At 73.9% G+C, this 24,575-nt stretch carries 21 protein-coding genes; 13 read left to right on the forward strand and 8 right to left on the reverse strand.

The features are described from left to right. Positions 1-43: 43 nt before the first annotated feature. The 3 genes from IE225_RS11565 to IE225_RS11575 all read right to left on the reverse strand — a co-directional run bounded on the left by IE225_RS11565 (position 44) and on the right by IE225_RS11575 (position 2,435). A complete protein-coding gene (locus IE225_RS11565) occupies positions 44-610 on the reverse strand; it encodes an antibiotic biosynthesis monooxygenase (protein ID WP_190057333.1) in 567 nt (188 codons plus the stop codon). A gap of 58 nt (positions 611-668) precedes the next feature. After that, a complete protein-coding gene (locus IE225_RS11570) occupies positions 669-1,049 on the reverse strand; it encodes a hypothetical protein (protein ID WP_190057334.1) in 381 nt (126 codons plus the stop codon). A 465-nt stretch (positions 1,050-1,514) separates the two neighbouring features. Then, on the reverse strand, positions 1,515-2,435 hold the full coding sequence (locus tag IE225_RS11575) for a MurR/RpiR family transcriptional regulator (RefSeq protein WP_190057335.1): 921 nt from the start codon (positions 2,433-2,435) through the stop codon (positions 1,515-1,517). Positions 2,436-2,739: 304 nt separating this feature from the next. Between IE225_RS11575 and IE225_RS11580 the strand changes: the two genes are divergently transcribed. Together IE225_RS11580 and IE225_RS11585 are read left to right on the forward strand one after the other, a co-directional pair. After that, positions 2,740-2,913 (forward strand): hypothetical protein, encoded by a 174-nt coding sequence (locus IE225_RS11580; RefSeq protein ID WP_190057336.1) that lies wholly within the window; start codon positions 2,740-2,742, stop codon positions 2,911-2,913. Positions 2,914-2,935: 22 nt separating this feature from the next. Continuing rightward, positions 2,936-3,361 (forward strand): DUF3662 domain-containing protein, encoded by a 426-nt coding sequence (locus IE225_RS11585; RefSeq protein WP_190057337.1) that lies wholly within the window; start codon positions 2,936-2,938, stop codon positions 3,359-3,361. Positions 3,362-3,859: 498 nt separating this feature from the next. Here IE225_RS11585 and IE225_RS11590 read toward each other — a convergent pair whose 3' ends face one another. Both IE225_RS11590 and IE225_RS11595 read right to left on the reverse strand, forming a co-directional pair. After that, positions 3,860-5,572, reverse strand: a complete 1,713-nt coding sequence (locus IE225_RS11590) for a phospholipid carrier-dependent glycosyltransferase (RefSeq protein WP_229879436.1) — start codon at positions 5,570-5,572, stop codon at positions 3,860-3,862. A 391-nt stretch (positions 5,573-5,963) separates the two neighbouring features. Continuing rightward, a complete protein-coding gene (locus IE225_RS11595) occupies positions 5,964-6,638 on the reverse strand; it encodes a nucleoside/nucleotide kinase family protein (protein WP_190057339.1) in 675 nt (224 codons plus the stop codon). A 252-nt stretch (positions 6,639-6,890) separates the two neighbouring features. Between IE225_RS11595 and IE225_RS11600 the strand changes: the two genes are divergently transcribed. The 5 genes from IE225_RS11600 (at position 6,891) to IE225_RS11620 (ending at position 13,086) form a co-directional block, all read left to right on the forward strand. Next, positions 6,891-7,631 (forward strand): HAD family hydrolase, encoded by a 741-nt coding sequence (locus IE225_RS11600; RefSeq protein WP_190057340.1) that lies wholly within the window; start codon positions 6,891-6,893, stop codon positions 7,629-7,631. After that, positions 7,628-9,973, forward strand: a complete 2,346-nt coding sequence (locus tag IE225_RS11605; protein WP_190057341.1) for a glycoside hydrolase family 65 protein — start codon at positions 7,628-7,630, stop codon at positions 9,971-9,973. The genes IE225_RS11600 and IE225_RS11605 overlap by 4 nt, the downstream gene beginning before the upstream one ends. A 237-nt stretch (positions 9,974-10,210) precedes the next feature. Further along, on the forward strand, positions 10,211-11,926 hold the full coding sequence (ctaD, locus tag IE225_RS11610) for an aa3-type cytochrome oxidase subunit I (RefSeq protein ID WP_190057342.1): 1,716 nt from the start codon (positions 10,211-10,213) through the stop codon (positions 11,924-11,926). After that, complete coding sequence (locus IE225_RS11615; RefSeq protein ID WP_190057343.1) at positions 11,923-12,297, forward strand: hypothetical protein; 375 nt, start codon at positions 11,923-11,925, stop codon at positions 12,295-12,297. Before ctaD ends, IE225_RS11615 begins: the two co-directional genes overlap by 4 nt. Before the next feature lie 99 nt (positions 12,298-12,396). Then, positions 12,397-13,086: an acetoacetate decarboxylase family protein gene (locus tag IE225_RS11620; protein ID WP_190057344.1), complete on the forward strand. Its 690-nt coding sequence runs from the start codon at positions 12,397-12,399 to the stop codon at positions 13,084-13,086. Positions 13,087-13,412: 326 nt separating this feature from the next. Here the strand turns inward: IE225_RS11620 and IE225_RS11625 are convergent, their stop codons facing one another. Then, positions 13,413-13,895 carry an NUDIX hydrolase gene (locus IE225_RS11625; protein ID WP_190057345.1) on the reverse strand — a complete coding sequence of 161 codons (483 nt, stop codon included), beginning with the start codon at positions 13,893-13,895 and terminating at the stop codon, positions 13,413-13,415. A 177-nt stretch (positions 13,896-14,072) separates the two neighbouring features. On the opposite strand from IE225_RS11625, the gene IE225_RS11630 reads away from it, so the two are divergent. Then, entirely contained in the window at positions 14,073-15,623 is a 1,551-nt protein-coding gene (locus tag IE225_RS11630) for a hypothetical protein (protein ID WP_229879438.1), read from the forward strand. Positions 15,624-15,835: 212 nt separating this feature from the next. On the opposite strand, the gene IE225_RS11635 is transcribed toward IE225_RS11630, so the two are convergent. Further along, complete coding sequence (locus tag IE225_RS11635) at positions 15,836-16,537, reverse strand: phosphatase PAP2 family protein (RefSeq protein ID WP_190057346.1); 702 nt, start codon at positions 16,535-16,537, stop codon at positions 15,836-15,838. A 269-nt stretch (positions 16,538-16,806) separates the two neighbouring features. On the opposite strand from IE225_RS11635, the gene IE225_RS11640 reads away from it, so the two are divergent. Next, positions 16,807-17,823, forward strand: coding sequence for a YihY/virulence factor BrkB family protein (locus IE225_RS11640; protein WP_190057347.1), 1,017 nt, complete (start codon positions 16,807-16,809; stop codon positions 17,821-17,823). Positions 17,824-17,843: 20 nt separating this feature from the next. On the opposite strand, the gene IE225_RS11645 is transcribed toward IE225_RS11640, so the two are convergent. Next, positions 17,844-18,866 carry a LacI family DNA-binding transcriptional regulator gene (locus tag IE225_RS11645; RefSeq protein ID WP_190057348.1) on the reverse strand — a complete coding sequence of 341 codons (1,023 nt, stop codon included), beginning with the start codon at positions 18,864-18,866 and terminating at the stop codon, positions 17,844-17,846. A 138-nt stretch (positions 18,867-19,004) separates the two neighbouring features. Between IE225_RS11645 and IE225_RS11650 the strand changes: the two genes are divergently transcribed. Genes IE225_RS11650 through IE225_RS11665 form a run of 4 tightly spaced genes read left to right on the forward strand, consistent with a single transcriptional unit; the run spans position 19,005 to position 24,454 of the window. After that, entirely contained in the window at positions 19,005-20,312 is a 1,308-nt protein-coding gene (locus IE225_RS11650) for an ABC transporter substrate-binding protein (protein WP_190057349.1), read from the forward strand. A gap of 7 nt (positions 20,313-20,319) precedes the next feature. Next, positions 20,320-21,273, forward strand: a complete 954-nt coding sequence (locus IE225_RS11655; protein WP_190057350.1) for a carbohydrate ABC transporter permease — start codon at positions 20,320-20,322, stop codon at positions 21,271-21,273. Further along, a complete protein-coding gene (locus IE225_RS11660; protein WP_190057351.1) occupies positions 21,270-22,088 on the forward strand; it encodes a carbohydrate ABC transporter permease in 819 nt (272 codons plus the stop codon). The genes IE225_RS11655 and IE225_RS11660 overlap by 4 nt, the downstream gene beginning before the upstream one ends. Further along, on the forward strand, positions 22,085-24,454 hold the full coding sequence (locus IE225_RS11665) for a beta-xylosidase/alpha-l-arabinosidase (RefSeq protein ID WP_190057352.1): 2,370 nt from the start codon (positions 22,085-22,087) through the stop codon (positions 24,452-24,454). The genes IE225_RS11660 and IE225_RS11665 overlap by 4 nt, the downstream gene beginning before the upstream one ends. Positions 24,455-24,575 lie beyond the last annotated feature (121 nt).

The following is a 24,575-nucleotide window of genomic DNA, read 5'->3' on the forward strand; positions in this document are numbered from 1 at the left end:
CCGGTGGGACGCGGGCGGTGGGACGCGGGCGGCGGCATCGCCGTCAGCGGTCCGGCGACGGATACAGCCAGTGCCACAGCAGCCGGCTCAGCAGCGGCATCACGGCGAAGGTCAGCGTGGGCAGCAGGAGCACCGGGAACACGGCGGCCCGCAAAGGCAGAGGCCAGCCCATGCTGCGCGGGGTGACCAGCCACTGGACGAGCAGGGTGAAGGGATAGGCGCCGAGGAACGTGGTGAGCGCCATCTTCCAGCGCGGCGGGGACTGCACGGTGGTGCCGGGCAGGCTGAACCACGTCTCCATGCCGGTGGTCGACTGCCGCTCGCTGCTGACCTCGGTGGCGACCGGTTCGATCCTGCGGTGCCACTCGGCGCGTTCGGCGGAGCCGAGCCACGCGGTGAGGCGGTGGGGGTCGGAGAAGCGCAGCACCGCGTGGAAGCGGTGGCCGCCCTCCGGGCGCAGCCAGGCGATGCCCTCGTTGCCGGGGAAGCGCCGCGCGCAGCGGGTGATGCCGTGCGTCCACTCCTGGAACTCGTCCTCGTGGCCGGGCCGCACCTGCCAGGTGAAGACGGTGGTGACCGGTTCGCCGCGGGGAGCGTGGGGGGTGCTCATGGTTTCCCCGTGTGCCACGCGGGCGCCGGCTCATGCCCCGCGCGGCGGCGGCCGGCGGTCAGCGGCCGGCGCCGCTCTCCACCAGGGCCCGGGTGACGGCGCGGACGCTGCGCGCGATGTGCTGCAGCTGCAGCACCTCCGCCGCGTACAGCTTGATCGTGTGCTCGATGACCGACTCGGGCATGCCGTGGCGGGGGAGGTCGGCGCGGGCGGTCTGCAGGGCGGTGCGGGCGACCCGGATCTCCTGCTGCACCTGGAGTTCGGCGTGGCGGGCGAGCAGCACGGGGTGGCGGATGAACGCCGGATAGCCGGCGTAGCGCGCGGGGACCAGCTCGCGCAGCCATCTGACCGCCGAGCGCTCCCAGTCGTAGCTGCCGGGCGTCTTGACCTGGCAGGGCCAGTCCGGGCTGATGCGCGTGGTCGTCAGGGGCATGGTCATCGCTTCCGGTGTGCGGCGTCGTGTGGGGTGGTCCGACGGGGCGGGCGGCCCCGGCCTAGGGGATGACCGGGGCCGCCACGGGCTGGCGCGGCGGCGCCGCCCGGCCGAACGCCCCGGGCGCCGTCGCGGGTGGGCGAGCCGGGCTCGGGGTGTTCGCACAGGAGCCCTGCGCGGTGGACGAGGCCCGTGCGGCGGGTGGAGCGGGGGTGCGCATGGGCGGGTCCGTCGGCTTTCTGGCGGGCTGGTGCGGGCCGGATGCGGTTCCGGTGGGCCGGACCGCGTGAGCAGTATTTATATATGCCGTCCGCTTTGCAAGACGTATGAAAACATTCATGCGGATCTGAGATCGGTACGACGCCACCGGTCCGCGCGCGGCGGATCGGATCCGCAGGTGCGTGGCCGGGGCCCGGAGGTGTGGCGGGCCGGGTCCAGAGGTGCGTGGCCGGGGTCCGGAGGGCCGGCGGGTCAGTCCCGCAGGAAGAACTGGTGCTGGTCGGCGATCTGTTCGTACTCCTCCAGCCGGGCCTGGGTGCGCTCCGGATCGGCGTCGGTCATGGCCTGCAGCAGCGCGGCGCACAGGACGCCCGGCGCGGCGTAGGAGTCGAAGACGAGGCGGGAGCCGGTGCCGGTGGCGAAGGTGGCGTCGGCCTCGTCGGCCACCGGGCCGAGCGCCAGGTCGGTGACGAGGGCGACCCGCAGCCCGGCGTGCCGCGCCACGCGCACGGCGGCGAGCGTCTCCTGCGCGTGCCGCGGCATGGAGAACGCCAGCACCCAGGTGCCGCCGGCCTCGCGGGACTGCAGCAGCGCGTCGTAGGCGACGGAACCGCCCCGCGTCACCAGCCGCACGTCGGGGTGGATGCGGCGGGCGGCGTAGGCGAAGTACTCGGCGAGGGAGGCGGAGATGCGCAGGCCGAGCACGGTCAGCGGCATCGACGCCGACAGCGCGCGGCCGATGTCGATGATGCGGCCGGGGTCGGCGAGGTCGCGGCGGAGGTTCTCCAGGTTGGCGATCTCGGCGTCGACGGCGGCCTGGAGCTCGTTGGCCCGGTCCTCGTCGGCGCCGGGGCCGCCGGCCAGCGTGCGCAGGGCGATGGTCTGCAGCTTCTCCCGCAGCGCCGGGTAGCCGCTGAAGCCGACCGCGGCGGCGAACCGGGTCACGGAGGGCTGGCTGACCCCGACCCGGTCGGCGAGCTCGGTGATCGACAGGAACGCGGCCTCGGCGATGTTCTCGATCAGGTACTGGGCGATGCGGCGCTGCCCGGGGGACAGGTGGGGGCCGTCGAAGAGCTCCCTGAGCTGGGACGTCGGCGCGGCCTCCGCTTCCGGAACCGTCTTTCCCGAGGTGATCGCGGATGCCTGTGCGCGAGCCTGCTGCGGCGATGGCACTTCAGGCACCTCCTTCATGTCCCACGGAGATTCAACATAGCTCACCCCCACCGCGCGGCCAGGGGCCCGCGCGCCGGTCCCGGCCACCCGTCCCGCGCCCGGGGATAGAGGAGCGGACGGCCGGGACCGATGGGGAGGAAGGACGGGGAGGGAGGGCGGAGAAGGACGAGCGGAACGGGCGGGCGGAACGGGCGGGCGGAACGGTCGGGCGGATGGATACCCGCGCCCCGTGCGGGAACCCGCCGCAGCGACAGACGCCCCGGCCGCAGGCCCGGGGTCCCCCGATGCGAGGAGCGGACAAGCGATGACCGTCCCCGAGGAGAACCGGTCCAAGACCGGCACCACCGACGCCTTCCTGGACGACCCGGAGGGCCGCGAGCAGCGCGAGGAGCGGGAGTCGCAGGGCGGCACCGGCCGGACCCTGCGCGAGGCACTGGAAGAGGCGCAGGTGCGCCCCGAGGACTTCACGGAGGAATGACGATTCGGGCAGGTGACAGGCGATGAGCGCACTGAGCGCGCTGGAACAGGCCCTGGAGAGCCGGTGGGAGGCGCTCTGGGCGCGGATCACCGACAAGGAGCCCGTCGAACTCGTCGAGGCCCTGTGCCGCGAGTGCGACGGCAACGCCGTCGTGTGCAGCGAGACGCGGGTGGTGGTGCCCAACGCCTACGAGGTCGAGCTCGCCGACTACGTGCACGACGAACTGACCCGCCACGGCAGCCGGGTGGGCCAGGCCCTCACCGACAGCCTGGCCCGGCACGCCGAGGCCCACGGCTACGAGTGGGCGGGCCCGCTGACGGTGCGCGTCTCCCGCTCGGCCCGCGTCCCCAACGGCCGCTACCGCGTGACCAGTCGCGTCCTGACACACGTGAGCGCCGCCGCCTTCGACGCCCCGGCCGACGCGGGGGCCGGGCGGGCGGGCCGCTGAGAACTCCGGGGCGGGCGGGGCCGGTTGGGCCGGTCCGGCGACCCGGGCGATGACCACCGGGACCACCGCCGACGGGGCGAGGACCCGGACGGACCGCGGGCCGGGACGGGACCGCAGACCCGGACGGACCGCGGGCCGGGACGGGGCCGCAGACCCGGACGGACCGCGGGCCGGGACGGGGCCGCAGACCCGGACGGACCGCGGGCCGGGACGGGGCCGCAGACCCGGACGGACCGCGGGCCGGGACGGGACCGCAGACCCGGACAGACCGCAGACCCGGACAGACCGCGGGCCGGGACGGGACCGCAGACCCGGACAGACCGCAGACCCGGACAGACCGCGGACCTGGACGGACCGCAGGCCTGGACGGACCGCAGGCCTGGATGAACCGCGGGCCGGTACGCGGCGGACGGCAGACCCGGCCGGGCCGGGTTCCCGGCCGGACCGCGGGACGCGGCCGCTCCCGCGGTGCCCGGGCCGGGCGGAGCGTTCGTCGGCTCAGCGCCGGTAGATCGTGATGGAGTGGCCCACGTCGTCCACCGGCCGGCTCGTCGCCAGCAGCGCGGCCAGCCGCCCCCTGGCCTTGGCGGCCGCCGAGTCGGACACCGCCAGCACCCCGCGCACCCGGCGCGGCGGGACCGTGCGCGGGTCGGCGGCGTGGATGCCGTAGAACGCGGGCACGCCGCTGCCCTTGTACACCAGCCAGATCCGCTGCCCCGGGTACTTCTCGCGCAGCCGGTCGGCGAGCCGCCCGAGATCCTGGCCCCAGTCGACGTTGGAGTCGTGCAGCAGCCGGTGGGTGCGGGCCGAGCCGCCGAACGCCTCGTTGGCGTACGGGAGATAGAACGGGTACGTCGCCAGGGAACTGGCCGCCGCGAACGCGGTCAGCGCCGCGACCGCGGGACGCGGCCACCGCCCGCGCACGGCGAGCAGAGCGCCGGCGGCCACCGCGAGCAGCATCGGCACGAACAGGGCGTAGCGGGTGCCGAAGTCGCGGGAGGAGCGCATCGCCGCGGTCAGTAGCACCGCCCCGGGCAGCAGCACGTACGGCGCCGCCGGGCGCAGCCGCCGTACCGCGCACAGCGCGACGGCGCCGGCCGCGCCCAGCACCAGCAGGCCGAGCGGCGTCTTCACCAGCAGCGCGGCCGGCAGGTAGTACCAGCGCGAGCCGGTGTACAGGTGACCGAACAGGTAGCCCTGCCACGGGTAGTCCTCCAGGCCGAACTGCACCCGCATGCCGTCCCGGTAGGCCGGGGGCAGCGGCAGCAGGTCGACCAGCAGCGCCCGCGGGCCGTGCACGGCGGGCACCGGCTGCTCGGGCCGCCAGCGCAACCGCGGGTCGACGGCCAGGTAGCAGGCCCACACGACGGCGACGGCGACCGCCGCCACCCCGGCCGCCGCCGCGGCGCCCAGGGCGAGCGTCCGGCCCCGCGCGGCACGCGGTCCGCGGCCCCGGGCCGCCGCCACCGACACCACGGTGAGCAGGAGCACCACGGGGACGGCCGGGAGCATGCTCATCTTGGTGGCCACCGCCGCACCCAGCGCGGCCCCGGCGAGCGGCAGGTACCGGCGGGGGCGGCGCCGCGCCCGCCACAGCAGCCACACCGAGGTCAGCGCGAAACCCGTGGCCGGCGCGTCGAGCGTGGCCAGCGCGCCGTGCGCGAGGACGTCGGGGGAGAAGGCGTACAGGGCGAGGGCCGCCAGGCCGCCCGCGGTCCCGGCCAGATCGCGGCCGAAGGCGAACACCACCAGCCCGAACAGCAGCGTCAGCACGATCACCGGCAGCCGCGCCCACAGCATCACCCGCCACGGGTCGTTGCCCGACTCGTACAGCAGGTGCCGGCCCAGCCGCCCCTGGTCGCCGGTGAAGGACGCGTCGTAGTGCGGGCGGGCGACGGCGACCCCGGCCGCGATGACGAGCTTGCCCAGCGGCGGGTGCTCGGGGTTGTAGCGCAGGCGGTGCTCGTGCAGGTAGCTCGCCGCGGTGCCGACGTACACCGGCTCGTCGATGGTGGGGGTCTGCCGGGCCGCCTGGGTGAGGGCCGCGGCCGCCGTCTCGGCCAGCAGTACCGCCACCACGAGCGGCACCAGCCACCGGCGGCGCCGCCGTGCCGCCGCGCGCAGGCGGGCGGGCAGGGAACGTCGCGGCCCGGGTGGCCCGCCGCCGGGGCCCGCCTGCGGTTCGAGGACCTGCTGCCGTTCGTGCGCCATCGTCCGCCCCGCGGTCACGGCCCCGGGGCGCGCACCCGCAACCGGCGCCACGCCCGCCGTGGCACCGGCCGCGGTCCCCGGCGACGTCACCGCATCATCCAGTCGTACCGGCAGACCTTCCGCCGTGCCCACGGATACGGCCCGCGGCCCCGGGAAGTTCATCCCGGCCGCCTCGATCTGCCTGCCGTGATCTGGCCGCCTCGATCCATCTGCCTCGATCCGGCCGCCCCGATCCGCTCGCCGGGCCGCGCCGCCTCCTCCAGCGGCTCCGACCGCCTTTCGGGAGGCGCCTGTTCAGGCCGTGTCCAGCCGACCGCCAGGACAGTGACGCGCCAGTCAGGACGGTGACGCGCCCACCACAGGACGGTGACGTCCGGCCCCCGCGCGCAGGCTAACCGACCGCGCCCGGCACTTCGGACGGGTCCGGCACCGCCGTGGGCGGCACCAGCAGGTCGGCCCGGTCCCGGGTGGCGGCCACCAGTTCGGCGTTGCGCCGGTCGCTGCCGTGCACCCAGGCGACCGCGGCGTCGCGGGGCTTGCCGAACCGCTCGTGGCGGGCGACCAGCCGGCGCACGCGCTCCCGCTCCTCCAGCTCGCAGAACCACACCTCGTCCAGCAGCGGCCGCACCCGCGCCCACGGCCCGTGGTCCAGCAGGAGGTAGTTGCCCTCCGTCACCACCAGCCGGGCCGACGCCGGCACCGGGATCGCGCCGGCGAGCGGCTGCTCCAGCACCCGCTCGAAGCCCGGCGCGTACACGGTCTCGCCGTCGGCGTCCTCGCGCAGGCGGCGCAGCAGCGCCGCGTACCCGGCCGCGTCGAAGGTGTCCGGCGCGCCCTTGCGGTCCAGGCGTCCCAGCCGCTCCAGCTCCGCGTCGGCGAGGTGGAAGCCGTCCATCGGCACGTGCGCCACCCACGGCTCGCCCGTGCCGTTGAGGGCCCGCACCAGGTGCTCGGCGAGCGTGGACTTGCCCGCTCCGGGACTGCCGGCGATGCCGAGGAGGGCCCGCCGCCGGCCGGCGGCGAGGCGGCGGGCGCGGTCGAGGAGGTCGTCGAAGGTCAGCGGCACACGGCCGAGTGTGCCATCCCCCGGCCGCACGGCACCGGCCGGGCGGCGGAACGGGCGGGACCCGGTCGGCCGACGGAGACGACGGGACCCCACCGGCCGGTAAGCCGGTAAGGACGACGGGATCTCGCCGGCTGGTAAGGATGACGGGGCTTCGTCGGTTGTCGAATATGGCGGGACCTCGCCGGTTGGTAAGGACGACGGATGTGGCACTCGACACCGGCTGGAAGCCGATGATCGGGGAAAGGTGCCTGTATGACGAAGCTCGGTCTGCCCGACGGGATCCTGGCCTGCCTGTTCGACCTCGACGGGGTCGTCACCAGGACGGCGGTGGTGCACGCGGCCGCCTGGAAGGAGACGTTCGACGCGTTCCTGCGGGAGCGGGAGGGCGAGGACTTCCGGCCGTTCGACAGGATCGCCGACTACGACGAGTACGTCGACGGCCGCCCGCGTGCCGACGGGGTGCGCAGCTTCCTCGCCTCCCGCGGCATCGAACTGCCCGAGGGAGGACCCGACGACCCACCGGACGCGCAGACGGTGCACGGCCTGGGCAACCGCAAGAACCAGCTCCTGCTGGAGAGGATCCGCACCCAGGGCGTGGAACCGTACGAGGGCACCCTGCGCTACATCGAGGCCGCCCGGGCCCAGGGGCTGAAGACGGCGATCGTGTCCTCCAGCGCCAACACCCGCGACGTGCTGCGCTCCATCGACGCCGAGCACCTCTTCGACGTCCGCGTCGACGGCGTCGTCGCCGCCGAGCGCAAGCTCCCGGGCAAGCCGCACCCCGACACCTTCCTGGCCGCCGCCCACGACCTGGGCGTCGAGGCGGCGCAGGCGGCCGTCTTCGAGGACGCGCTGGCCGGCATGGACGCCGGCCGGGCCGGCCGCTTCGGCTACGTCGTCGGCGTCGACCGCGTCGGCCAGCGCGACGCCCTCTACCGGCACGGCGCCGACGTCGTCGTGAACGACCTGGCGGAACTGGGAGGCGACAAGTGATCACCCAGGGGGCGTTCTCGGTCGAGCCGTGGACCGTGCGCGAGACCGAACTGGCCCTGGACGTCCTCGCGCAGAGCGAGTCCGTCTTCGCACTGTCCAACGGGCACGTCGGCTGGCGCGGCAACCTCGACGAGGGCGAACCGCACGGCCTGCCCGGCAGCTACCTCAACGGCGTCCACGAACTGCACCCGCTGCCGTACGCGGAGGCCGGCTACGGCTATCCCGAGTCCGGCCAGACGGTCATCAACATCACCAACGGCAAGATCATCCGGCTGCTCGTCGACGACGAGCCGTTCGACCTGCGCTACGGCCGGCTCGTCGCCCACGAGCGCACCCTGGACCTGCGCCACGGCGTCCTGGAGCGCACCTGCGAGTGGATCTCCCCGGCCGGGTCCCGGATCCGGGTGCGCTCCACCCGGCTGGTCTCCCTCACCCAGCGCGCGATCGCCGCGATCGCCTACGAGGTCGAGGCCGTCGACCACTCCGAGACCCGCGTGGTGATCCAGTCCGAGCTGGTCGCCAACGAGCAGCTGCCGGAGACCGCCGGCGACCCGCGCGCCGCCAAGGCCCTGCAGGCGCCCCTGGAACCGGAGGAGCACTTCTCCGCCGGCCACCGGCTGCGCCTGGTGCACCGCACCCGCCACAGCGGCCTGCGCGTCGCGGTCGCCGCCGACCACACCGTCCTCGGCCCGGAGCGCACCGACACCAGCGTCGAGTGCACCGAGGACGTCGCCCGGCTCACCGTCACCTCGGTGCTGAAGCCGGGGGAGCGGCTGCGGGTGGAGAAGCTCGTCGCGCACGGCTGGTCCGGCACCCGCTCCCTGCCCGCGATGAGCGACCAGGTGGACGCCGCGCTGGCCGCCGCCAAACGCGGCGGCTGGGCGGGCCTGGCGGCGGAGCAGCGCGCCTACCTCGACGACTTCTGGTCCCGCGCGGACGTCGAGGTGGACGGCGACGAGGAGATCCAGCAGGCGGTCCGCTTCGCCCTCTTCCACGTCCTGCAGGCCGGCGCCCGCGCCGAGCGGCGCGCCATCCCCGCCAAGGGCCTGACCGGGTCCGGCTACGACGGGCACGCCTTCTGGGACACGGAGATGTTCGTACTGCCCGTGCTGACCTACACCTCGCCCGACGCGGTGGCCGAGGCGCTGCGCTGGCGGCAGAGCACCCTGCCCGCCGCCCGCGAGCGCGCCGCCCAACTCGGCCTGCAGGGCGCCGCGTTCCCCTGGCGCACCATCGAGGGCCAGGAGGGCTCGGCGTACTGGCCCGCGGGCACGGCCGCCTTCCACGTCAACGCCGACATCGCCGACGCCGTCGTCCGGTACGTCGCGGCCACCGGCGACGAGGAGTTCGAACGCGACACCGGCGTGGAGCTGCTGGTGGAGACCGCCCGCCTGTGGCGCTCCCTGGGCCACCACGACCACCGGGGCGCCTTCCACATCGACGGCGTCACCGGCCCCGACGAGTACAGCGCGCTCGCGGACGACAACACGTACACCAACCTCATGGCCCGCCGGAACCTGCTGGCCGCCGCCGAGGCCGTCGAGCGCCACCCGCTCCAGGCGGAGCAGCTCGGCGCCGACGAGGAGGAGAGCGCCTCCTGGCGGGACGCCGCCGAGGCGATGAACATCCCCTACAACGAGGAGATCGGCGTGCACGAGCAGCACGCCGGCTTCACCCGCTACCAGCGCTGGGACTTCGCGCGCACCCGGGCCGACCAGTACCCGCTGATGCTGCACTTCCCCTACTTCGACCTGTACCGCAAGCAGGTGGTCAAGCAGGCGGACCTGGTGCTGGCCATGTTCGCCTGCCCCGACTTCTTCGACGACGAGCACATCGCCCGCAACTTCGCCTACTACGAGCCGCTGACCGTGCGGGACTCCTCCCTCTCGGCGTGCGTGCAGGCCGTCATCGCCGCCCAGGCCGGCCATCTGCGGCTCGCCTACGACTACACCGTCGAAGCGGCGCTGATGGATTTGAAGGACCTGGAGCACAACACGCGCGACGGACTGCACATCGCCTCGCTGGCCGGCACCTGGATCGCGCTGGTGGCCGGCTTCGGGGGCATGCGCCGCGACAACGGCGCCGTGCGGTTCGCGCCCCGGCTGCCGGAGAAGTTCCGCCGGCTCGCCTTCAACCTGCAGTTCCGCGGCCGCTGCCTGCGCGTGGAGATACAGCAGGAGAGCGCCACCTACGTCCTGCTGTCCGGACCGTCCCTGACGATCCGCCACCACGGCGACCCGGTCACCCTCACCACCGGCGCCCCGACCACCCTGCCCGTCCCCCCGGTCAAGCCCCTGCCGACCCCGGAGCAGCCGCCGCACCGCAAGCCGAACACCCGCTGAGCACCGGCCGTGGCGGGCGGGCGGCCGACCGCCCCGCACGACACGGAAAACCACCCGGACGGGCAGAAGAAACAGCCGTGTGGGCCCCTGACGCCCGGTGTCGGCACGACGGCGGCCGCGCAACAGGGTTGGGTTGCCTCGATCTGATTACGCACCGCCCGACGGCCTGGCGGAGCGGTGCTCGCCTTCCGGCGGGCGCCGCTCCGGCTGCGCGGCGGGTACCGAACGAGGAAGCCGATGGCCACACACGCGACCGAGCCCGTCTCCCCCGTACCGGTGGCGGAGCGCCGCAGCCGGGGACAGGTGATCGTCTCCTGGATCACGACGACGGATCACAAGAGGATCGGGCACCTGTACCTGATCACGTCGTTCGTGTTCTTCCTGATCGGCGGGGTGCTGGCGATGGCGTTGCGGGCGGAGCTGGCGCGGCCGGGGCTGCAGCTGATGTCGACGGAGCAGTACAACCAGGCGTTCACGATGCACGGCACGATCATGCTGCTGCTGTTCGCCACACCGACGTTCGCGGGGTTCGCCAACGCGGTCATGCCGTTGCAGATCGGGTCGCCGGATGTGGCCTTTCCGCGGCTGAACATGCTGTCGTACTGGCTGTTCGTGCTGGGCGGGCTGATCGTGCTGGGCAGTTTCCTCACCCCCCAGGGGGCGGCGGACTTCGGCTGGACGGCCTACACGCCGCTGTCCGGGCCGGTGCGCGCGCCGTTCGAGGGCGCCGATTTGTGGATCATGGGGTTGGCGCTGGCGGGGTTCGGCACCATCCTGGGCTCGGTCAACTTCTTGACCACGATCATCTGCATGCGGGCGCCGGGGATGACGATGTTCCGGCTGCCGATCTTCACCTGGAACGTGCTGCTGACCTCGCTGCTGGTGCTGCTGGCCTTCCCCGTTCTGGCGGCGGCGCTGCTGGTGCTGGAAGCGGACCGCAAGTTCGGCGCGCACGTCTTCGACGCCCAGTACGGCGGGGCGATCTTGTGGCAGCACCTGTTCTGGTTCTTCGGCCATCCGGAGGTCTACATCCTGGCGCTGCCGTTCTTCGGGGTGATCAGCGAGGTGATCCCGGTCTTCGCCCGCAAGCCGATCTTCGGCTACATGGGGCTGGTGGGGGCCACCATCGCCATCGCGGGGCTGTCGATGACGGTGTGGGCGCACCACATGTTCGCCACCCAGGCGGTGCTGCTGCCGTTCTTCTCCTTCCTGACCTATCTGATCGCCATTCCCACCGGGGTGAAGTTCTTCAACTGGATCGGCACCCTGTGGCACGGCTCGCTGTCCTTCGAGCCGCCCATGCTGTGGGCGGCCGGTTTCCTGGTCACCTTCCTCTTCGGCGGGCTGACCGGGGTGATCCTGGGCTCGCCGCCGCTGGACTGGCACGTCACCGACAGCTACTTCGTGGTGGCGCACTTCCACTACGTGCTGTTCGGCACCATCGTGTTCGCGATGTTCGCCGGGTTCAGCTTCTGGTGGCCGAAGATGACCGGCACCATGCTCGACGCGCGCCTGGAGAAGATCCATTTCTGGACGCTGTTCGTCGGCTTCCACACCACCTTCCTGGTGCAGCACTGGCTGGGCGCGATCGGCATGCCCCGCCGCTACGCCGACTACCTGGCCGCCGACGGCTTCACCGCGCTGAACACCGTCTCCTCCATCGGCGCCTTCCTGCTGGGCGCCTCCACCCTGCCGTTCCTGTACAACGTGGCGAAGACCGCCAGGAGCGGGCGGCGGATCACCGTCGACGACCCTTGGGGCTACGGCCGCTCGCTGGAATGGGCCACCTCCTGCCCGCCGCCGCGGCACAACTTCCTCACCCTGCCCCGCATCCGCTCCGAATCCCCTGCCTTCGACCTGCACCACCCCGAAATCGCCCACTACGACCAGCAGGAGAACGCCGGCCGCCGCGACGCCTTCGACCCCGCCGGCCGCCCCGGACTCCGCCCATGAACCGGGACCGGACCGGCCGCCCGCCCGGCGAGGCCGGCCAGGCCCTGGCCGCCCAGGCCGAGGGCTACCTCCAGGCCCGCGCCCACCACGCCCAGGCCCGCCGCGAGGCCGCCGCCCTGTGCGCACGCCTGCCCTGGCTGACCACCGCCCAGGCCGACGAGGTCACCCGCCACTACATCGAGCAGCGCCTGGACCTCACCCGGGAGACGCTGCGCACCATCGTGCACCGGGCGGAGCAACTGCAGGGGGAGTACGAGGCCCGCTACGCGCTCCTGCGCCGCGCCCTGCTGCGCCGCCACGCCGCCGGCGCCTGCGCCCTGCTGGCCTGCGCCGTCGGCCTCGGCGCCGCGCTGGGCACGGTCACCCGCTGATGACACCCGCTGGTGACCGGATTGACCCCTCGCCCCCGGATCACTCGCGGGAGGACGATCAAGGACGATCAAGGACGAGCGAGGAAGGGGAGGGACGGCATGCAGGGCATGCAGGGGGAGTTTCCCGCCGAGCCGTGGCGCCTGCGCGGTGACCTGTACGCGGGGCTGTGGCTGGTTCCCGCCGCGCGGATGCCGCACTGGCCGCTGCCCGACGGCGCGCGCCCGCTGTCGGTGGCCGGCCGGCGGATGGTCGTGCTGTTCTGGGCCGACTACCGGCCGGAAGGCGTCCTCGCCTACCGGGAGTGGCTCGTGGCGCTGCCCGTGCGGCACGGCCGCACGGTGGCCGCGACCGCCGTACAGGCCTGGGTGGACAGCGAGCCGTCCCGGGCCGGCGGGCGCGCGCTGTGGGCGGTGCCCAAGGAACCGGCCGAGATCACCTTCACCCCGGTCGGTACGCCCCCGGGGCGCGGTGGCGTACTGACCCGGCTGCGTGCCACGACCCGGGATCCCGAGACGGGCGAGGCCGACGCCACGGGCGTCTACGACCGCGACGTGCTCCGGTGGCCGTGGCGGCCGGCCGTACGCGCGTACCTGCTGCAGCGGGCCGCGGACGGCACGCACCGCAGGGTGCCGTTGTACCTGCGCGGGCGCCCGGCCTGGGGCCGCGCCCGGCTGACCGCCGACCCGCGCGGCCCGCTGGGATACCTGGCCGGCCGCACACCGGTGGCCGCGCTCGCGGTCCGCGACTTCGTCTTCGTCGTCGGCCGGAGCGGCCGGTCTTCCGGCTGACCGTCCGGAGGAACGGCCGACGGGGCCGGCGGGGCCGGCGGGGTGCGCACCCGTCGCGGATCGACGCGGTGCCGCGCCGTAAAAGCCCGCGCTCACGCGGTCTCACGCGGCGTCGTGCGCGGCGAACTGCTCCAGGACGCCGTGCGGCGCGTCGTCGCGGAAGAGCAGCCGGCCGCTTCGCACGGACAGGGACGCGGAGACCTCGCTGCGGGGGAACATCCTCTTCTCGTAGCCGGCCGGCGCCGCCTCGACGTCGCCGTGGTGGTCGCCGTCGCCGGAGCGGACGTGCGCCGCCCCGGCACTCGCCGGTCCGGACCGGACTGGTGTCAGTCCAGGAGCCCGTCCGCCCGCAGCCGGGGCAGGATGTGCTCGCCGAGTGCCGGCGACAGCCGCAGGCCGTCCCCGGTGCCGGTGATCCACCGCAGGTGCGCCAGTTCGGCCGCCGGGCGCGGGACGCCGTCGATGTCCGTCGTGAAGACCGTGAGCCGCAGGGGGACGCCCTCCAGGGCCGCGCGTGCCTCGACGCGCATCAGCAACCGCGGCGCCACCGGCCGTACGCCCAGTTCTTCCCCGAGTTCACGGGTGAGTGCCGCCTCGGGGGTCTCGCCGGGGTCGGGCTTTCCGCCGGGCAGGTAGAAGACGTCCGGGGCGGCGCGCTTGCTGACGACCAGGAGGCGGCGCCCTTGGACGATGACGCCCGCCGCGACCACCAGCGGGCCCTTTCCCTTTCCGGTTCCTCTTCTTCCTCTTCCGGTTTCTTCTCCGGGGGCGCCCGCCGGGGCGCCGGATGCCGTGCTCTCGTCCGCCATGCGGCGATTCTCCCAGCCGGTGCGCCCCCGCCCCGAGGCCCTTTCGCGGCGGCGCGCGTCAGGCGCGTGGCTGTATCCCGCGCGCCACGGTTGATCGCTTCGAGTTAATTTGAGCGTGTCTTTCCGTGTATGCGGCGGTCCGGGTCTTCCGGTGCCGCGGGCGACGGCAGGAGGACGATGGCCCACAGCGCGCACGCCGCCTGCGCCGCGGCGCCCGCCGCCGTGCCGCGACGTGCCCGGCGCGGCCGCGGCCGCGGCCCGCTCGCCGCCGTGGCCGCCGCCTTCGTCCTCGCCCAACTCCTCCTCGTCCCACCGGACATGGGCCTGGGCTGGGACGAGACGGTCTACGTCAGCCAGGTCGGCGGACACGCCCCGGCCGCCTTCTTCAGCGCGCCCCGCGCCCGCGGCGTCCCGCTGCTCGTGGCACCGGTCGCCGCCTGGTCGTCGTCCACCGCGCTGCTGCGCGTCTACCTGGCCCTGCTGTCCGGACTCGCCCTCCACCTGGCCCTGTCCGCGTGGCGCGGGCTGTTCCCGGTCCGCGTCCTGGCTCTGGCCGGGGCCCTGTTCGCCTCCTTGTGGATCACCCTCTTCTATGGCCCGCAGGCCATGCCCAACCTCTGGGTCGCCGTCGGCGCCCTCGGCTGCGCCGGCTGCTTCCTGCGCGCCCGCGACGATCCCCGCGCCCGGGCCCCGGTGTGGGCCGCGGCCGGCTGTGCGGCGCTCATGGCGTGGATGCGGCCGATGGACGCGGTGTGGGTCACGGCGCCGCTCCTCGTCCTCGCCGCGGCCCGCCGGTCCCGGCGGCTCCTCGTCGCCCTCGTGGCCGGACTGGCCGCCGGGTCGGCCGAGTGGGTCGTCGAGGCCTGCACCGGCTACGGCGGTCTCGTGCGGCGGCTGGCCGACGCCTCCCGCATCCAGGGCGGCCTCGGCCCGCACGCGGCCGTCCTCGACCAGCTGCGCAGCCTGACCGGGCGCACCCTGTGCCGGCCGTGCGACGGGCCGCTGCCCCATCCCGCCGCCTACGCCTGGTGGCTCGCCCTGCCCCTGCTCGCCGCCCTCGGGGCGCGGGCCGCGCGCCGCGCCCGGCGCCCGGCGCCCGCCCTCGTGGCCCTGGCCTGCGCCGCCGCGGCCGCCTTCCCCTACCTGTTCCTGATCGACTACGCGGCGCCCCGCTTCCTGCTGCCCGCCTACGCGCTGCCGGCCCTCCCCGTCGCCGACGGGCTGCTGGACCTGGCCGCCCCGGCGCGGGCCCGGTGGCGGCCACTGGCCGCGTCGCTGGTGGCGCTGGGGCTCGCCGGGCACCTGGCGGTGCAGTACGCCGTCCTGCGCCACGTCGTGGACCGCACCGTCGCCGACCACCGCACCTGGGCGCACACCGCCGCCGCGCTGCACCGCCTCGGCGTCCGCCCGCCCTGCATCCTCACCGGCGACCAGGCCCTGCCGATCGCGTTCCTCGCCGGCTGCTCCTCCGCCGCGACGAGCGGCCCCAACGCCAACACCACCGCGGCCCGGCTCGCCGCGACCGCCCGCCGCGAGCCGGTGGCGGTCCTCGTCCCGGCGGGCGCGCTCCCGCCGGCGTACGCCCGTGCCTGGCCCGTCCACCGGGTCGGCGGCCTGCGCGTCCACGTCGCCCCCGCGGCCCGCGCACCGGCCCCGGTTCCGGCCCCGGTTCCGGCCTCGGCCCCGGTCCCGCAGGGCCCGAATCCCGCGCCGGGGCCGCTCCCGTGATCCTCCCCGGGGTGCCGACGACGTCTGCCCTCTCGCGGGGGTCGAGCGGGATTCCGGCGACACGCGAGCGATCCGGCCGGGGTGCGCGGGAAGGGGGTGGCCCCGCCCGGCGCATCCGGCCGACCCCGGCCGACCCCGGCCGACCCCGGCCGACTCCGGCCGACTCCGGCCGTCCCCCGGCCGCCCTCACCGGTGACGGCGGTGCGGTCGGCTCACGGACCGCCGCCGTCCCGGGCCGCCGCACTCCGCGCGCTCTCCCGCCCGTCCCCGACGAGCGACCCCGGCAGCCACCGGGCCGCGGCGCCCCCGCACGCGCCCAGCCAGCCGGCGGCGAACAGCCAGCCGCCCAGCACGTCCGTGAACCAGTGCACCCCGAGGTACACGCGGGTCAGCCCCACCAGCAGCCCCCAGCAGCCCGCGGCCAGGCACAGCGGGGTCCGCCCGCGCGGGGCGCGCAGCCGCAGCGCGAGCACCAGCAGCCCGGCGGTGAGCGCGGCGGTGGTGGTGTGCCCGGAGGGAAAGGCCCAGCCCGTGGCGTACGCGTCCCACTCCGGCCGCGGCGGGCGGGGCCGCGCGACGAACTCCATCACGCCGTGGCGCACCGCCTGCCCGGCGGCGAGGCAGCCGACGCCCAGCGCCGCCGCGACCGCCCGCTGCCGCGCCGTGCGCCCCGCGACGGCGGCGGCCAGGAGCACCAGGGCGTACGGGATCACGCCCGTCCCGGTGGCGGTCACCCCGCGGGCGAGGGCCACCGCCGCCGCGGGCCGGTGGCCGGCGCACCAGGCGAGCAGATCGTGGTCCGGGAAGAGCGGGGCGCCGCCGCCCCCGATCACCACCATGCCCAGCAGGCCGAAGGCCACCCACGCGCCGAGCCCCACGCTGCCGGCGAGGTCGGCGGCGTCCCTGCGGTTCACGAGCGGGCCCCTTCGACTGTGTCCCTGCGGTTCACGAACGGGCCCTTCCGACTACCGCCGTGTAGACCGTCTACGGAAGTGTAGACGAAGGAGTGCGGTCCCTTTCCGGTCGATGCCGAGAAGCGGCGGGCGGGGAAAGGCGGACGGGGAGGATCGGGCGGGGAGGATCGGGCGGGGAGGACCGGACGGGAGTGACCTCGGCGCGGCGGGGCACCACAGTGCTACGGCGTTCGCCGTGGTGCGGACTCGCACCGGAGGGTGGAGAGCGCATGGACGTGCTGGCCCGGCTGGACGTGTACCAGCGACGGCACCGGTGGGCGGGACTGCCCCTGGCGGTGACGTACAAGTTCTACGACGACCAGGTCGCCTACCTGGCCGCGCTGCTGACGTACTACGGCTTCGTGTCGCTGTTCCCGCTGCTGCTGTTCCTGGTGGCCCTGCTCAGCGCCGCCCTGAACGGCAACCCGCACCTGCAGCAGTCGGTGCTGAACTCGGCGCTGAGCGAGTTCCCGGTGATCGGGAACCAGATCGGCGACAACATCCACTCCTTCCACGGCAGCGGGATCGCCGTGGGCGTGGGCATCGCGGGCAGCGTCTACGGCGCGCTGGGGGTGGCGCAGGCCGCGCAGCACGCGCTGAACAAGATCTTCGCGGTGCCGCGGCACGCCCGCCCCGACCCGCTGCGCTCCCGGCTCAGGGGCCTGACCTTCCTGCTGCTGCTCGCGGCCGGCCTGTTCGCCACGACGACGCTGTCGGCGGCGGACTCCGCGGCGGGCATCGCCGGCACCCGCCTGGCGGGCGGGGTTCGGGTCGTCGTGGTGGCCGCGAGCGTGCTGCTCAACGCCTTTCTGCTGATGGTCAGTTACCGCCTGCTGGCCCGGCGGCGGCTGCCGTTCCGGCTGATGTACGGCCCGGCGCTGGGCGGCGCGTGCGCGTGGCAGGCGCTGCAGTGGGGCGGGTCGTACTACGTCGGGCACGTCCTGCGGGGCGCCACGGCGACGTACGGCATGTTCGGGATCGTGCTCGGCCTGCTGGCCTGGATCTACCTCGGCTCCGTGGTGTACCTCACCACGGCCGAGATCGCCGCGGTGCGCTGCCTGCGGCTGTGGCCGCGCAGCCTGCTGACGCCGTTCACCGACCGGGTCCACCTCAGCTCGGGCGACCTGCGCGCCTACCGCTCGTACGCCACCACCGAGGCGTTCAAGGGCTTCGAGAAGGTCTCCGTGCACTTCGACCCGCCTCCGCCGCCCGTGGTCGGCGAGGGGAAGGAGGCCGGCGACGGCTGAGGCCCGCCGCCGCGCGGAACTCAGGGTCTTCGGGGCGGGGCGGTGCTGTGCCGCACGACCAGGTGGGTGGCGAGTTCCAGGCGCAGGGCGGCCGTGCCGGACCGGGCGGGGCGCAGCAGCATGCGGGTGGCCTCCTCGGCCATCTGCCGCAGCGGCTGGTGGACGGTGGTGAGGGCCGGGCTCGACCACTGGGCGAGCGGGACGTCGTCGTATCCGACGACCGACAGGTCCTCCGGCACGCTCAGGCCCCGCAGGCGGGCCGCCTCCAGCACGCCGAGCGCCTGCAGGTCGCTGCCGGCGAAGATGGCGGTCGGCCGGTCGGGGCCGCCCAGCAGGTCCATGGCGTGCTCGAAGCCGCCCCGCACGTGGAAGTCGCCGAAGCGCACCAGGCGCGGATCGGCCTCCAGGCCCGCCATGGCCAGGGCCGAGCGGTAGCCGTCGAGCCGGGCCAGGGAGCACATCATGTCCTCCGGCCCGGTGATGATCGCGATGCGCTCGTGCCGGTACGCGGTGAGGTGACGGGTGGCCGCCAGGCCCCCGGACCAGTTGGCGGAGCCGACGGAGGGCACGTCGGGGTCCGGGTCGCCGGCCGGATCGACGATGACGAACGGGATGGCGCGCAGCCGCAGTTGCTCCTTGACCTCCTCCGGCAGGCTGGAGAAGACCAGGACCACGCCCAGCGGCCGGCGCCGCAGCACCCCCTCGACCCACTCGGGGCCGGGCGCGTGCCAGGTGCCGCACTCGGTGAGCGCGACGGTCACCCGGTGCTCCTTGGCGACGTTCTCCACGCCCCGGATCAGCTCCATCGCCCAGATGCTGTCCAGCTCGTGGAAGACGAGTTCGACGAGCGGGGCCCGCGGGGCGCCCTTGGGGCGGCGGCGGTAGCCGTGGGCGGCGAGGAGCTGCTCGATCCTGGTGCGGGTCGGGCTGGAGATGTCCGAATGTCCATTGAGGACTTTCGAAACTGTCGACAGTGACACCCCGGCTTCCCTGGCCACGTCGGCCAGGGTGACCTTGCCGTCCACCTCGTCTTTTTCGCGCATACTCGAAGGATAGGGCACGCCTCCGGTAACGGTTTGGATGCATGCATGCACGACCGTTGACCAAATGGCCTGCCTGCTCCTACTGTCCGACGGCAAGTTATTTCGGCGATGTTGTCGAAACTTTCGAAAGGTGGGGCGATGAAGACACGTGCGCGGTGGCCCAGACTGCTCGCCTGCGGTGCCGCCCTGGCGCTGACGGTGAGCCTGTCGGCCTGCGGCAGCGGCAGCGGCGGGGGCGGGGGCGGCGACGACGGGAAGATCCACATCCTCGTCTACGGCGACGCCAGCAACAAGGTCGAGAAGCAGATCGTCGCCACGTTCAACAAGACCTCGAAGGTCAAGGCCGTCCTCGACACCATCCCCGGCGCCGACTACCAGCAGAAGCTGCAGACCATCATCAACACCCCGCAGGCCCCGGACGTGTTCTTCAACTGGGGCGGCGGCAGCATCAAGCCGTTCGTCAAGGCCGACCTGCTGATGCCGCTGGACGACTTCATCAAGGACGACCCCGGGCTCAAGGACAACTTCCTGCCCTCGGTGCTCAGTAGCGCCGTCCTGGACGGCAAGTCCTACGGCGTCCCCATGCGCGGCACCCAGCCGGTGCTGCTCTTCCACAACAAGAAGGTCCTCGCCGACGCCGGTGTGCGGCCGCCGAAGACCTGGGACGAGCTGCTCGCCGCGGTCAAGACCCTCAAGTCCAAGGGCGTCACCCCGATCGCCCTGGGCGGCGGCGACCAGTGGCCGACGCTGATGTGGTTCGAGTACGTCTACGACCGGGTCGCCGGCCCGGAGCTGTTCCGGAAGGCCGTCAACGGCGACAAGGACGCCTGGGCGAGCGCGGACAGCAAGAAGGCCCTGGGCATGATCCGCGACCTGGTGGAGGCCGGCGCCTTCGGCACCAACTACGACTCGGTGAAGTACACCAACGGCGCCTCCCCGGCGCTGGTGGCCCGCGGCAAAGCCGCCTTCGAGCTGATGGGCTCCTGGTACTACGCCCAGCAGCAGCAGGACGCCAAGGACTTCGCCGAGAAGGGCCTGGGCTACACCGCCTTCCCGACCGTGCCCGGCGGCAAGGGCGACCCGTCCGACATCGTGGGCAACACCAACAACTTCTACTCGGTGCTGAAGAAGACCAAGCACCCCGAGGCCGTGGAGAAGTTCCTCAAGCTCATGTACTCCGACGAGTTCGTCAAGGCCCAGCTGGCCATCGGCAACCTGCCGACCACGACCAACACGCCGAAGTTCCTGGACACCTCCGCCAGCCCCGCCTACGCGCGCTTCCAGTACGACCTGGTGAAGAAGGCCCCGTCGTTCCAGCTGTCCTGGGACCAGGCCTACCCGCCCTCGGCCAACGCGCCCATCCGCCAGGCCGTGCAGCAGTTCTTCAACGGCCAGTTGGACACGGACGGCTTCATCAAGGCCATGCAGGCCCTCCCGACCGAGTGACCCTCCCATGACCACACAGATGACGAGCCCTCCCGCCGTCGCCGGGCCGGTGCGCAAGGCCCGGCGCGCGGAGAGCTCCTACGTCGCCCGCGTGGGGCGCCCGGGCTTCGCCTGGGCGCTCCCCGCCACGCTGTTCTTCGCCGTGTTCGCGATCGTGCCGCTGATCATGGTGGCGGTGCTGTCCTTCATGAGCTGGAACGGCCTCGGCTCGCCCGAGTTCGCCGGCCTGGACAACTGGCGGCGGGTCCTCGACGACCCGGTGATGATCAAGAGCATCTGGCTGACCCTGCTGCTCACCGCGCTCGGCGTGGCCGTCCAGACCCCGCTGAGCATCGTGCTCGGCGTGTGGGCGGCCGGCCCGCAGCGCAACCGTGCGGTGCTGTCGGCGATCTACTTCATCCCGCTGCTGCTGTCCTCCACCGCCGTCTCGGTGCTGTGGCGGGCGCTGCTCGACCCCAACTTCGGCATCCCCGCCCAGGTGACCTGGCTGTTCGGCGACGGCAACCTGTTCGGCGAGCAGTCCACCGCCATCGGGGTGCTCGCCTTCGTCAGCACCTGGCAGTTCACCCCGTTCCACACCCTGATCTACCAGGGCGCCGCCCGCGCGATCCCGCCGGTGCTGTACCAGGCGGCCGAGATCGACGGCGCGGGCCGCTACCGGCAGTTCTTCCACATCACGCTGCCGCAGCTGCGCACCTCGGTCATCACCTCGATGATCATCATGATCGTCGGCGGGCTCACCACGTTCGAGACGGTCCTCATCCTCACCCAGGGCGGCCCGGGCACCGACACCACGATCAGCGCCTACTACATGTACCAGAAGGCCTTCAAGGGCTTCGACTTCGGCGCCGGCGCCGCCATCGCCCTCGTCCTGGTGATCGCGGCCACGGTCGTCTCGCTGATCGTCGTGCGGGTCTCCGGCTACGACAAGATGCGCAGCACCATGGAGGGCGTGTCATGAGGCGACGCCCCCACTACCTGGCCGGCGCCGGCTCACTGGTCTGGCTGTTCCTGGTCGGCCTGCCGCTGTACGTGATGCTCGCCGCGACCCTGCGCACGCACGCGGACTACGCCGGCAACGGCCCGCTGGCCTTCCCCAAGAGCTTCACCCTCGACCACTACACCGGGGCGTTCGACTCGGGCTTCGGCCGGTACTTCCTCAACACGATCGTCGTCACCGTGTGCGTGGTCGGCCTGGTGCTGCTGCTGGTGCCGCCGCTCGCCTACGCGATCGTGCGCAGCACCAGCCGGATCACCTCGCAGATCTTCCGGCTGTTCCTGCTGGGCCTGGCCATCCCCGCGCAGGCCGTGATCGTCCCGATGTTCTACCTGATCAGCAAGGCGGGCCTGTACGACAACCTCCTCGGGGTCATCCTGCCGACCGCCGCCTTCTGCCTGCCGATGTCGGCGCTCATCCTCAGCGGCTCCATGCGCGACATCTCCCGGGAGCTCTTCGAGGCCATGGCCATGGACGGCGCCACCCCGCGGCGGATGTTCTTCCAGCTGGTGCTGCCGCTGTCCCGGGGCGGACTCGCCACGATCGTGGTGTTCTCCGCGCTGCAGGCCTGGAACGGCTTCCTCTTCCCGCTCGTACTGACCCAGTCCGACTCCACCAAGGTGATCACGCTGGGCCTGTACAACTTCCAAACCTCGCACAGCATCGACGTCCCCGGACTGCTGGGAGCCGTGGTGCTGTCCATGGTGCCCGTCCTGCTCGTCTACCTGTTCGCCCGCCGAGCCCTGGTCCGGGGACTCATGGGCGTCGGAGGAAAGTGACCGCCAACGTGGCAGTTGAGACCACTCCCGAAACCCCCGTCTGGAACGATCCCGCCCGCGACGTCGACACCCGCGTGTCGGCCCTGATCGACGCCATGACCCTGCAGGAGAAGATCGCCCAGCTCTACGGCGTCTGGGTCGGCGCCTCCGCCGAGGGCGGCGAAGTCGCCCCCCACCAGCACGAGATGGAGGAGGCCGTCGACCTGGAGTCCCTGCTGCCCGCCGGGCTCGGCCAGCTGACCCGCCCCTTCGGCACCGCCCCCGTCGACCCCGCGCTCGGCGCGCTGTCCCTGCTGCGCACGCAGCGGCGCATCGCCGCCGCCAACCGCTTCGGCATCCCCGCCGTCGCCCACGAGGAGTGCCTGGCCGGCTTCGCCACCTGGCGCGCCACCGCCTACCCCGTCCCGCTGTCCTGGGGCGCCACCTTCGACCCCGGCCTGATCCGCCGCATGGCCGCCGCCATCGGCCGGGACATGCGCTCCGTCGGCGTCCACCAGGGCCTGGCGCCCGTCCTGGACGTGGTGCGCGACGCCCGCTGGGGCCGGGTGGAGGAGACCATCGGCGAGGACCCCTACCTGGTGGGCACCATCGGCACCGCCTACGTCCAGGGCCTGCAGTCCGCGGGCGTCGTCGCCACCCTCAAGCACTTCGCCGGCTACTCCGCCTCGCGCGCCGGACGCAACCTCGCCCCCGTCGGCATGGGCCCGCGCGAGCGCGCCGACGTGCTGCTGCCGCCCTTCGAGATGGCCGTGCGCGAGGGCGGCGCCCGCTCCGTCATGCACGCCTACACCGACACCGACGGCATCCCCGCGGCCGCCGACGAGGACCTGCTGACCGGGCTGCTGCGCGACACCTGGGGCTTCGACGGCACCGTGGTGGCCGACTACTTCGGCATCGCCTTCCTGCACACGCTGCACGGCGTCGCCGGCGACTGGGCCGACGCGGCGCACGCCGCGCTGCGCGCCGGCGTCGACGTGGAGCTGCCCACCGTGAAGACCTTCGGCGCGCCCCTGGCCGAGGCCGTCGCCGAGGGCCGCGTGCCGGAGTCCCTGATCGACCGCGCCCTGCGCCGCGTGCTGACCCAGAAGGCCCACCTCGGCCTGCTGGACGCGGACTGGGACCCGGTGCCGGCCGCCCTCGCCGGCGCCGACCTCGACGACCCGGAGTCCCTGCGCGGTTCGGTCGACCTGGACACCCCCGAGAACCGGGAGCTGGCCCGCGCGGTCGCCGAGGAAGGGATCGTGCTGCTCGCCAACGACGGCACTCTCCCGCTCCACCGGCCGCGCCGCATCGCCCTGGTCGGCCCGAACGCCGCCGAGCCCACGGCCGTCCTGGGCTGCTACTCCTTCCCGCTGCACGTCGGCGTCCACCACCCGCACGTCCCCGCCGGCCTGGACCTGCCCACCCTTCAGGACGCCCTGGCCCGCGAGTTCCCCGACGCGGAGCTGACCGTGGTGCAGGGCACCGGCGTCGACGACGGCGACGTCCTCGGCATCGCCGAGGCCGTGGCCGCCGCCCGCGACGCCGACGTGGTGATCGCCGCCCTCGGCGACCGCGCCGGCCTCTTCGGCCGCGGCACCAGCGGCGAGGGCTGCGACGCGGAGTCGCTCGCCCTGCCCGGAGCCCAGCAGCAGCTCCTCGACGCGCTGCTCGACACCGGCACACCCGTGGTCGCGGTGCTGCTGGCCGGCCGGCCCTACGCGCTCGGCCGCGCCGTGGACGAGGCCGCGGCGATCGTGCAGTCCTTCTTCCCCGGCGCCGAGGGCACCACCGCCCTCGCCGGGGTGCTCAGCGGCCGCACCAACCCCTCCGGACGGCTGCCCGTCAGCGTCCCCCGCGGACCGGGCGCCCAGCCCGCAACCTACCTCGGCGCCCGCCTCGCCCAGGCCAGCGAGGTCTCCAACATCGACCCCACGGCCGCGTTCGGCTTCGGGCACGGCCTGTCGTACACCTCCTTCACCTACGGCGACCTCACCGTGGAGAACGAACAGGCCGGCACCGACGGCGAGTTCCGTCTCGCCCTGACCGTCCGCAACGACGGCGAGCGCCCCGGCGCCGAGGTCGTCCAGCTCTACCTGCACGACCCGGTCGCCAGCGTCGTCCAGCCCGTGCAGCGCCTGGTCGGCTACACCCGCGTGCCGCTCGCGCCCGGCCAGGCCCGGCGGCTGCGCGTGACCGTGCCGGCCGACGTGGCCTCCTTCACCGGCCGCGACGGGCGCCGCGTGGTCGAACCGGGGGAGCTGGAGCTGCGTCTGGCCGCCTCCAGCACCGACGTCCGCCTCACCGCGCGGGTCACCCTGACCGGGCCGGAGCGGCACGTGGACCACACGCGGCGCTTCCACGCGGTCTTCAACCCGGTGCCGTAGAACGGCCCTCGGGTCCGGTGCCGCGGCCCGGGCCTGGATGCGCCGCCGCGACCGGCCGGGCGGCGGCGACCGGCTCCCCGGGCCGAGGCCCGGGCTGGGGCCCGGGCCGGCGCCTGCCCCG

The organism is Streptomyces echinoruber (assembly GCF_014651135.1).
GTDB lineage: Bacteria > Actinomycetota > Actinomycetes > Streptomycetales > Streptomycetaceae > Streptomyces > Streptomyces echinoruber.

Bases quoted from the DNA above. Each gene is read 5' to 3' on its own strand.
- IE225_RS11565 (WP_190057333.1), bottom strand. From the start codon at position 610: ATGAGCACCCCCCACGCTCCCCGCGGCGAACCGGTCACCACCGTCTTC.
- IE225_RS11570 (WP_190057334.1), bottom strand. From the start codon at position 1,049: ATGACCATGCCCCTGACGACCACGCGCATCAGCCCGGACTGGCCCTGC.
- IE225_RS11580 (WP_190057336.1), top strand. From the start codon at position 2,740: ATGACCGTCCCCGAGGAGAACCGGTCCAAGACCGGCACCACCGACGCC.
- IE225_RS11585 (WP_190057337.1), top strand. From the start codon at position 2,936: ATGAGCGCACTGAGCGCGCTGGAACAGGCCCTGGAGAGCCGGTGGGAG.
- IE225_RS11590 (WP_229879436.1), bottom strand. From the start codon at position 5,572: ATGGCGCACGAACGGCAGCAGGTCCTCGAACCGCAGGCGGGCCCCGGC.
- IE225_RS11600 (WP_190057340.1), top strand. From the start codon at position 6,891: ATGACGAAGCTCGGTCTGCCCGACGGGATCCTGGCCTGCCTGTTCGAC.
- ctaD (WP_190057342.1), top strand. From the start codon at position 10,211: ATGGCCACACACGCGACCGAGCCCGTCTCCCCCGTACCGGTGGCGGAG.
- IE225_RS11615 (WP_190057343.1), top strand. From the start codon at position 11,923: ATGAACCGGGACCGGACCGGCCGCCCGCCCGGCGAGGCCGGCCAGGCC.
- IE225_RS11620 (WP_190057344.1), top strand. From the start codon at position 12,397: ATGCAGGGCATGCAGGGGGAGTTTCCCGCCGAGCCGTGGCGCCTGCGC.
- IE225_RS11625 (WP_190057345.1), bottom strand. From the start codon at position 13,895: ATGGCGGACGAGAGCACGGCATCCGGCGCCCCGGCGGGCGCCCCCGGA.
- IE225_RS11630 (WP_229879438.1), top strand. From the start codon at position 14,073: ATGGCCCACAGCGCGCACGCCGCCTGCGCCGCGGCGCCCGCCGCCGTG.
- IE225_RS11640 (WP_190057347.1), top strand. From the start codon at position 16,807: ATGGACGTGCTGGCCCGGCTGGACGTGTACCAGCGACGGCACCGGTGG.
- IE225_RS11645 (WP_190057348.1), bottom strand. From the start codon at position 18,866: ATGCGCGAAAAAGACGAGGTGGACGGCAAGGTCACCCTGGCCGACGTG.
- IE225_RS11650 (WP_190057349.1), top strand. From the start codon at position 19,005: ATGAAGACACGTGCGCGGTGGCCCAGACTGCTCGCCTGCGGTGCCGCC.
- IE225_RS11655 (WP_190057350.1), top strand. From the start codon at position 20,320: ATGACCACACAGATGACGAGCCCTCCCGCCGTCGCCGGGCCGGTGCGC.
- IE225_RS11660 (WP_190057351.1), top strand. From the start codon at position 21,270: ATGAGGCGACGCCCCCACTACCTGGCCGGCGCCGGCTCACTGGTCTGG.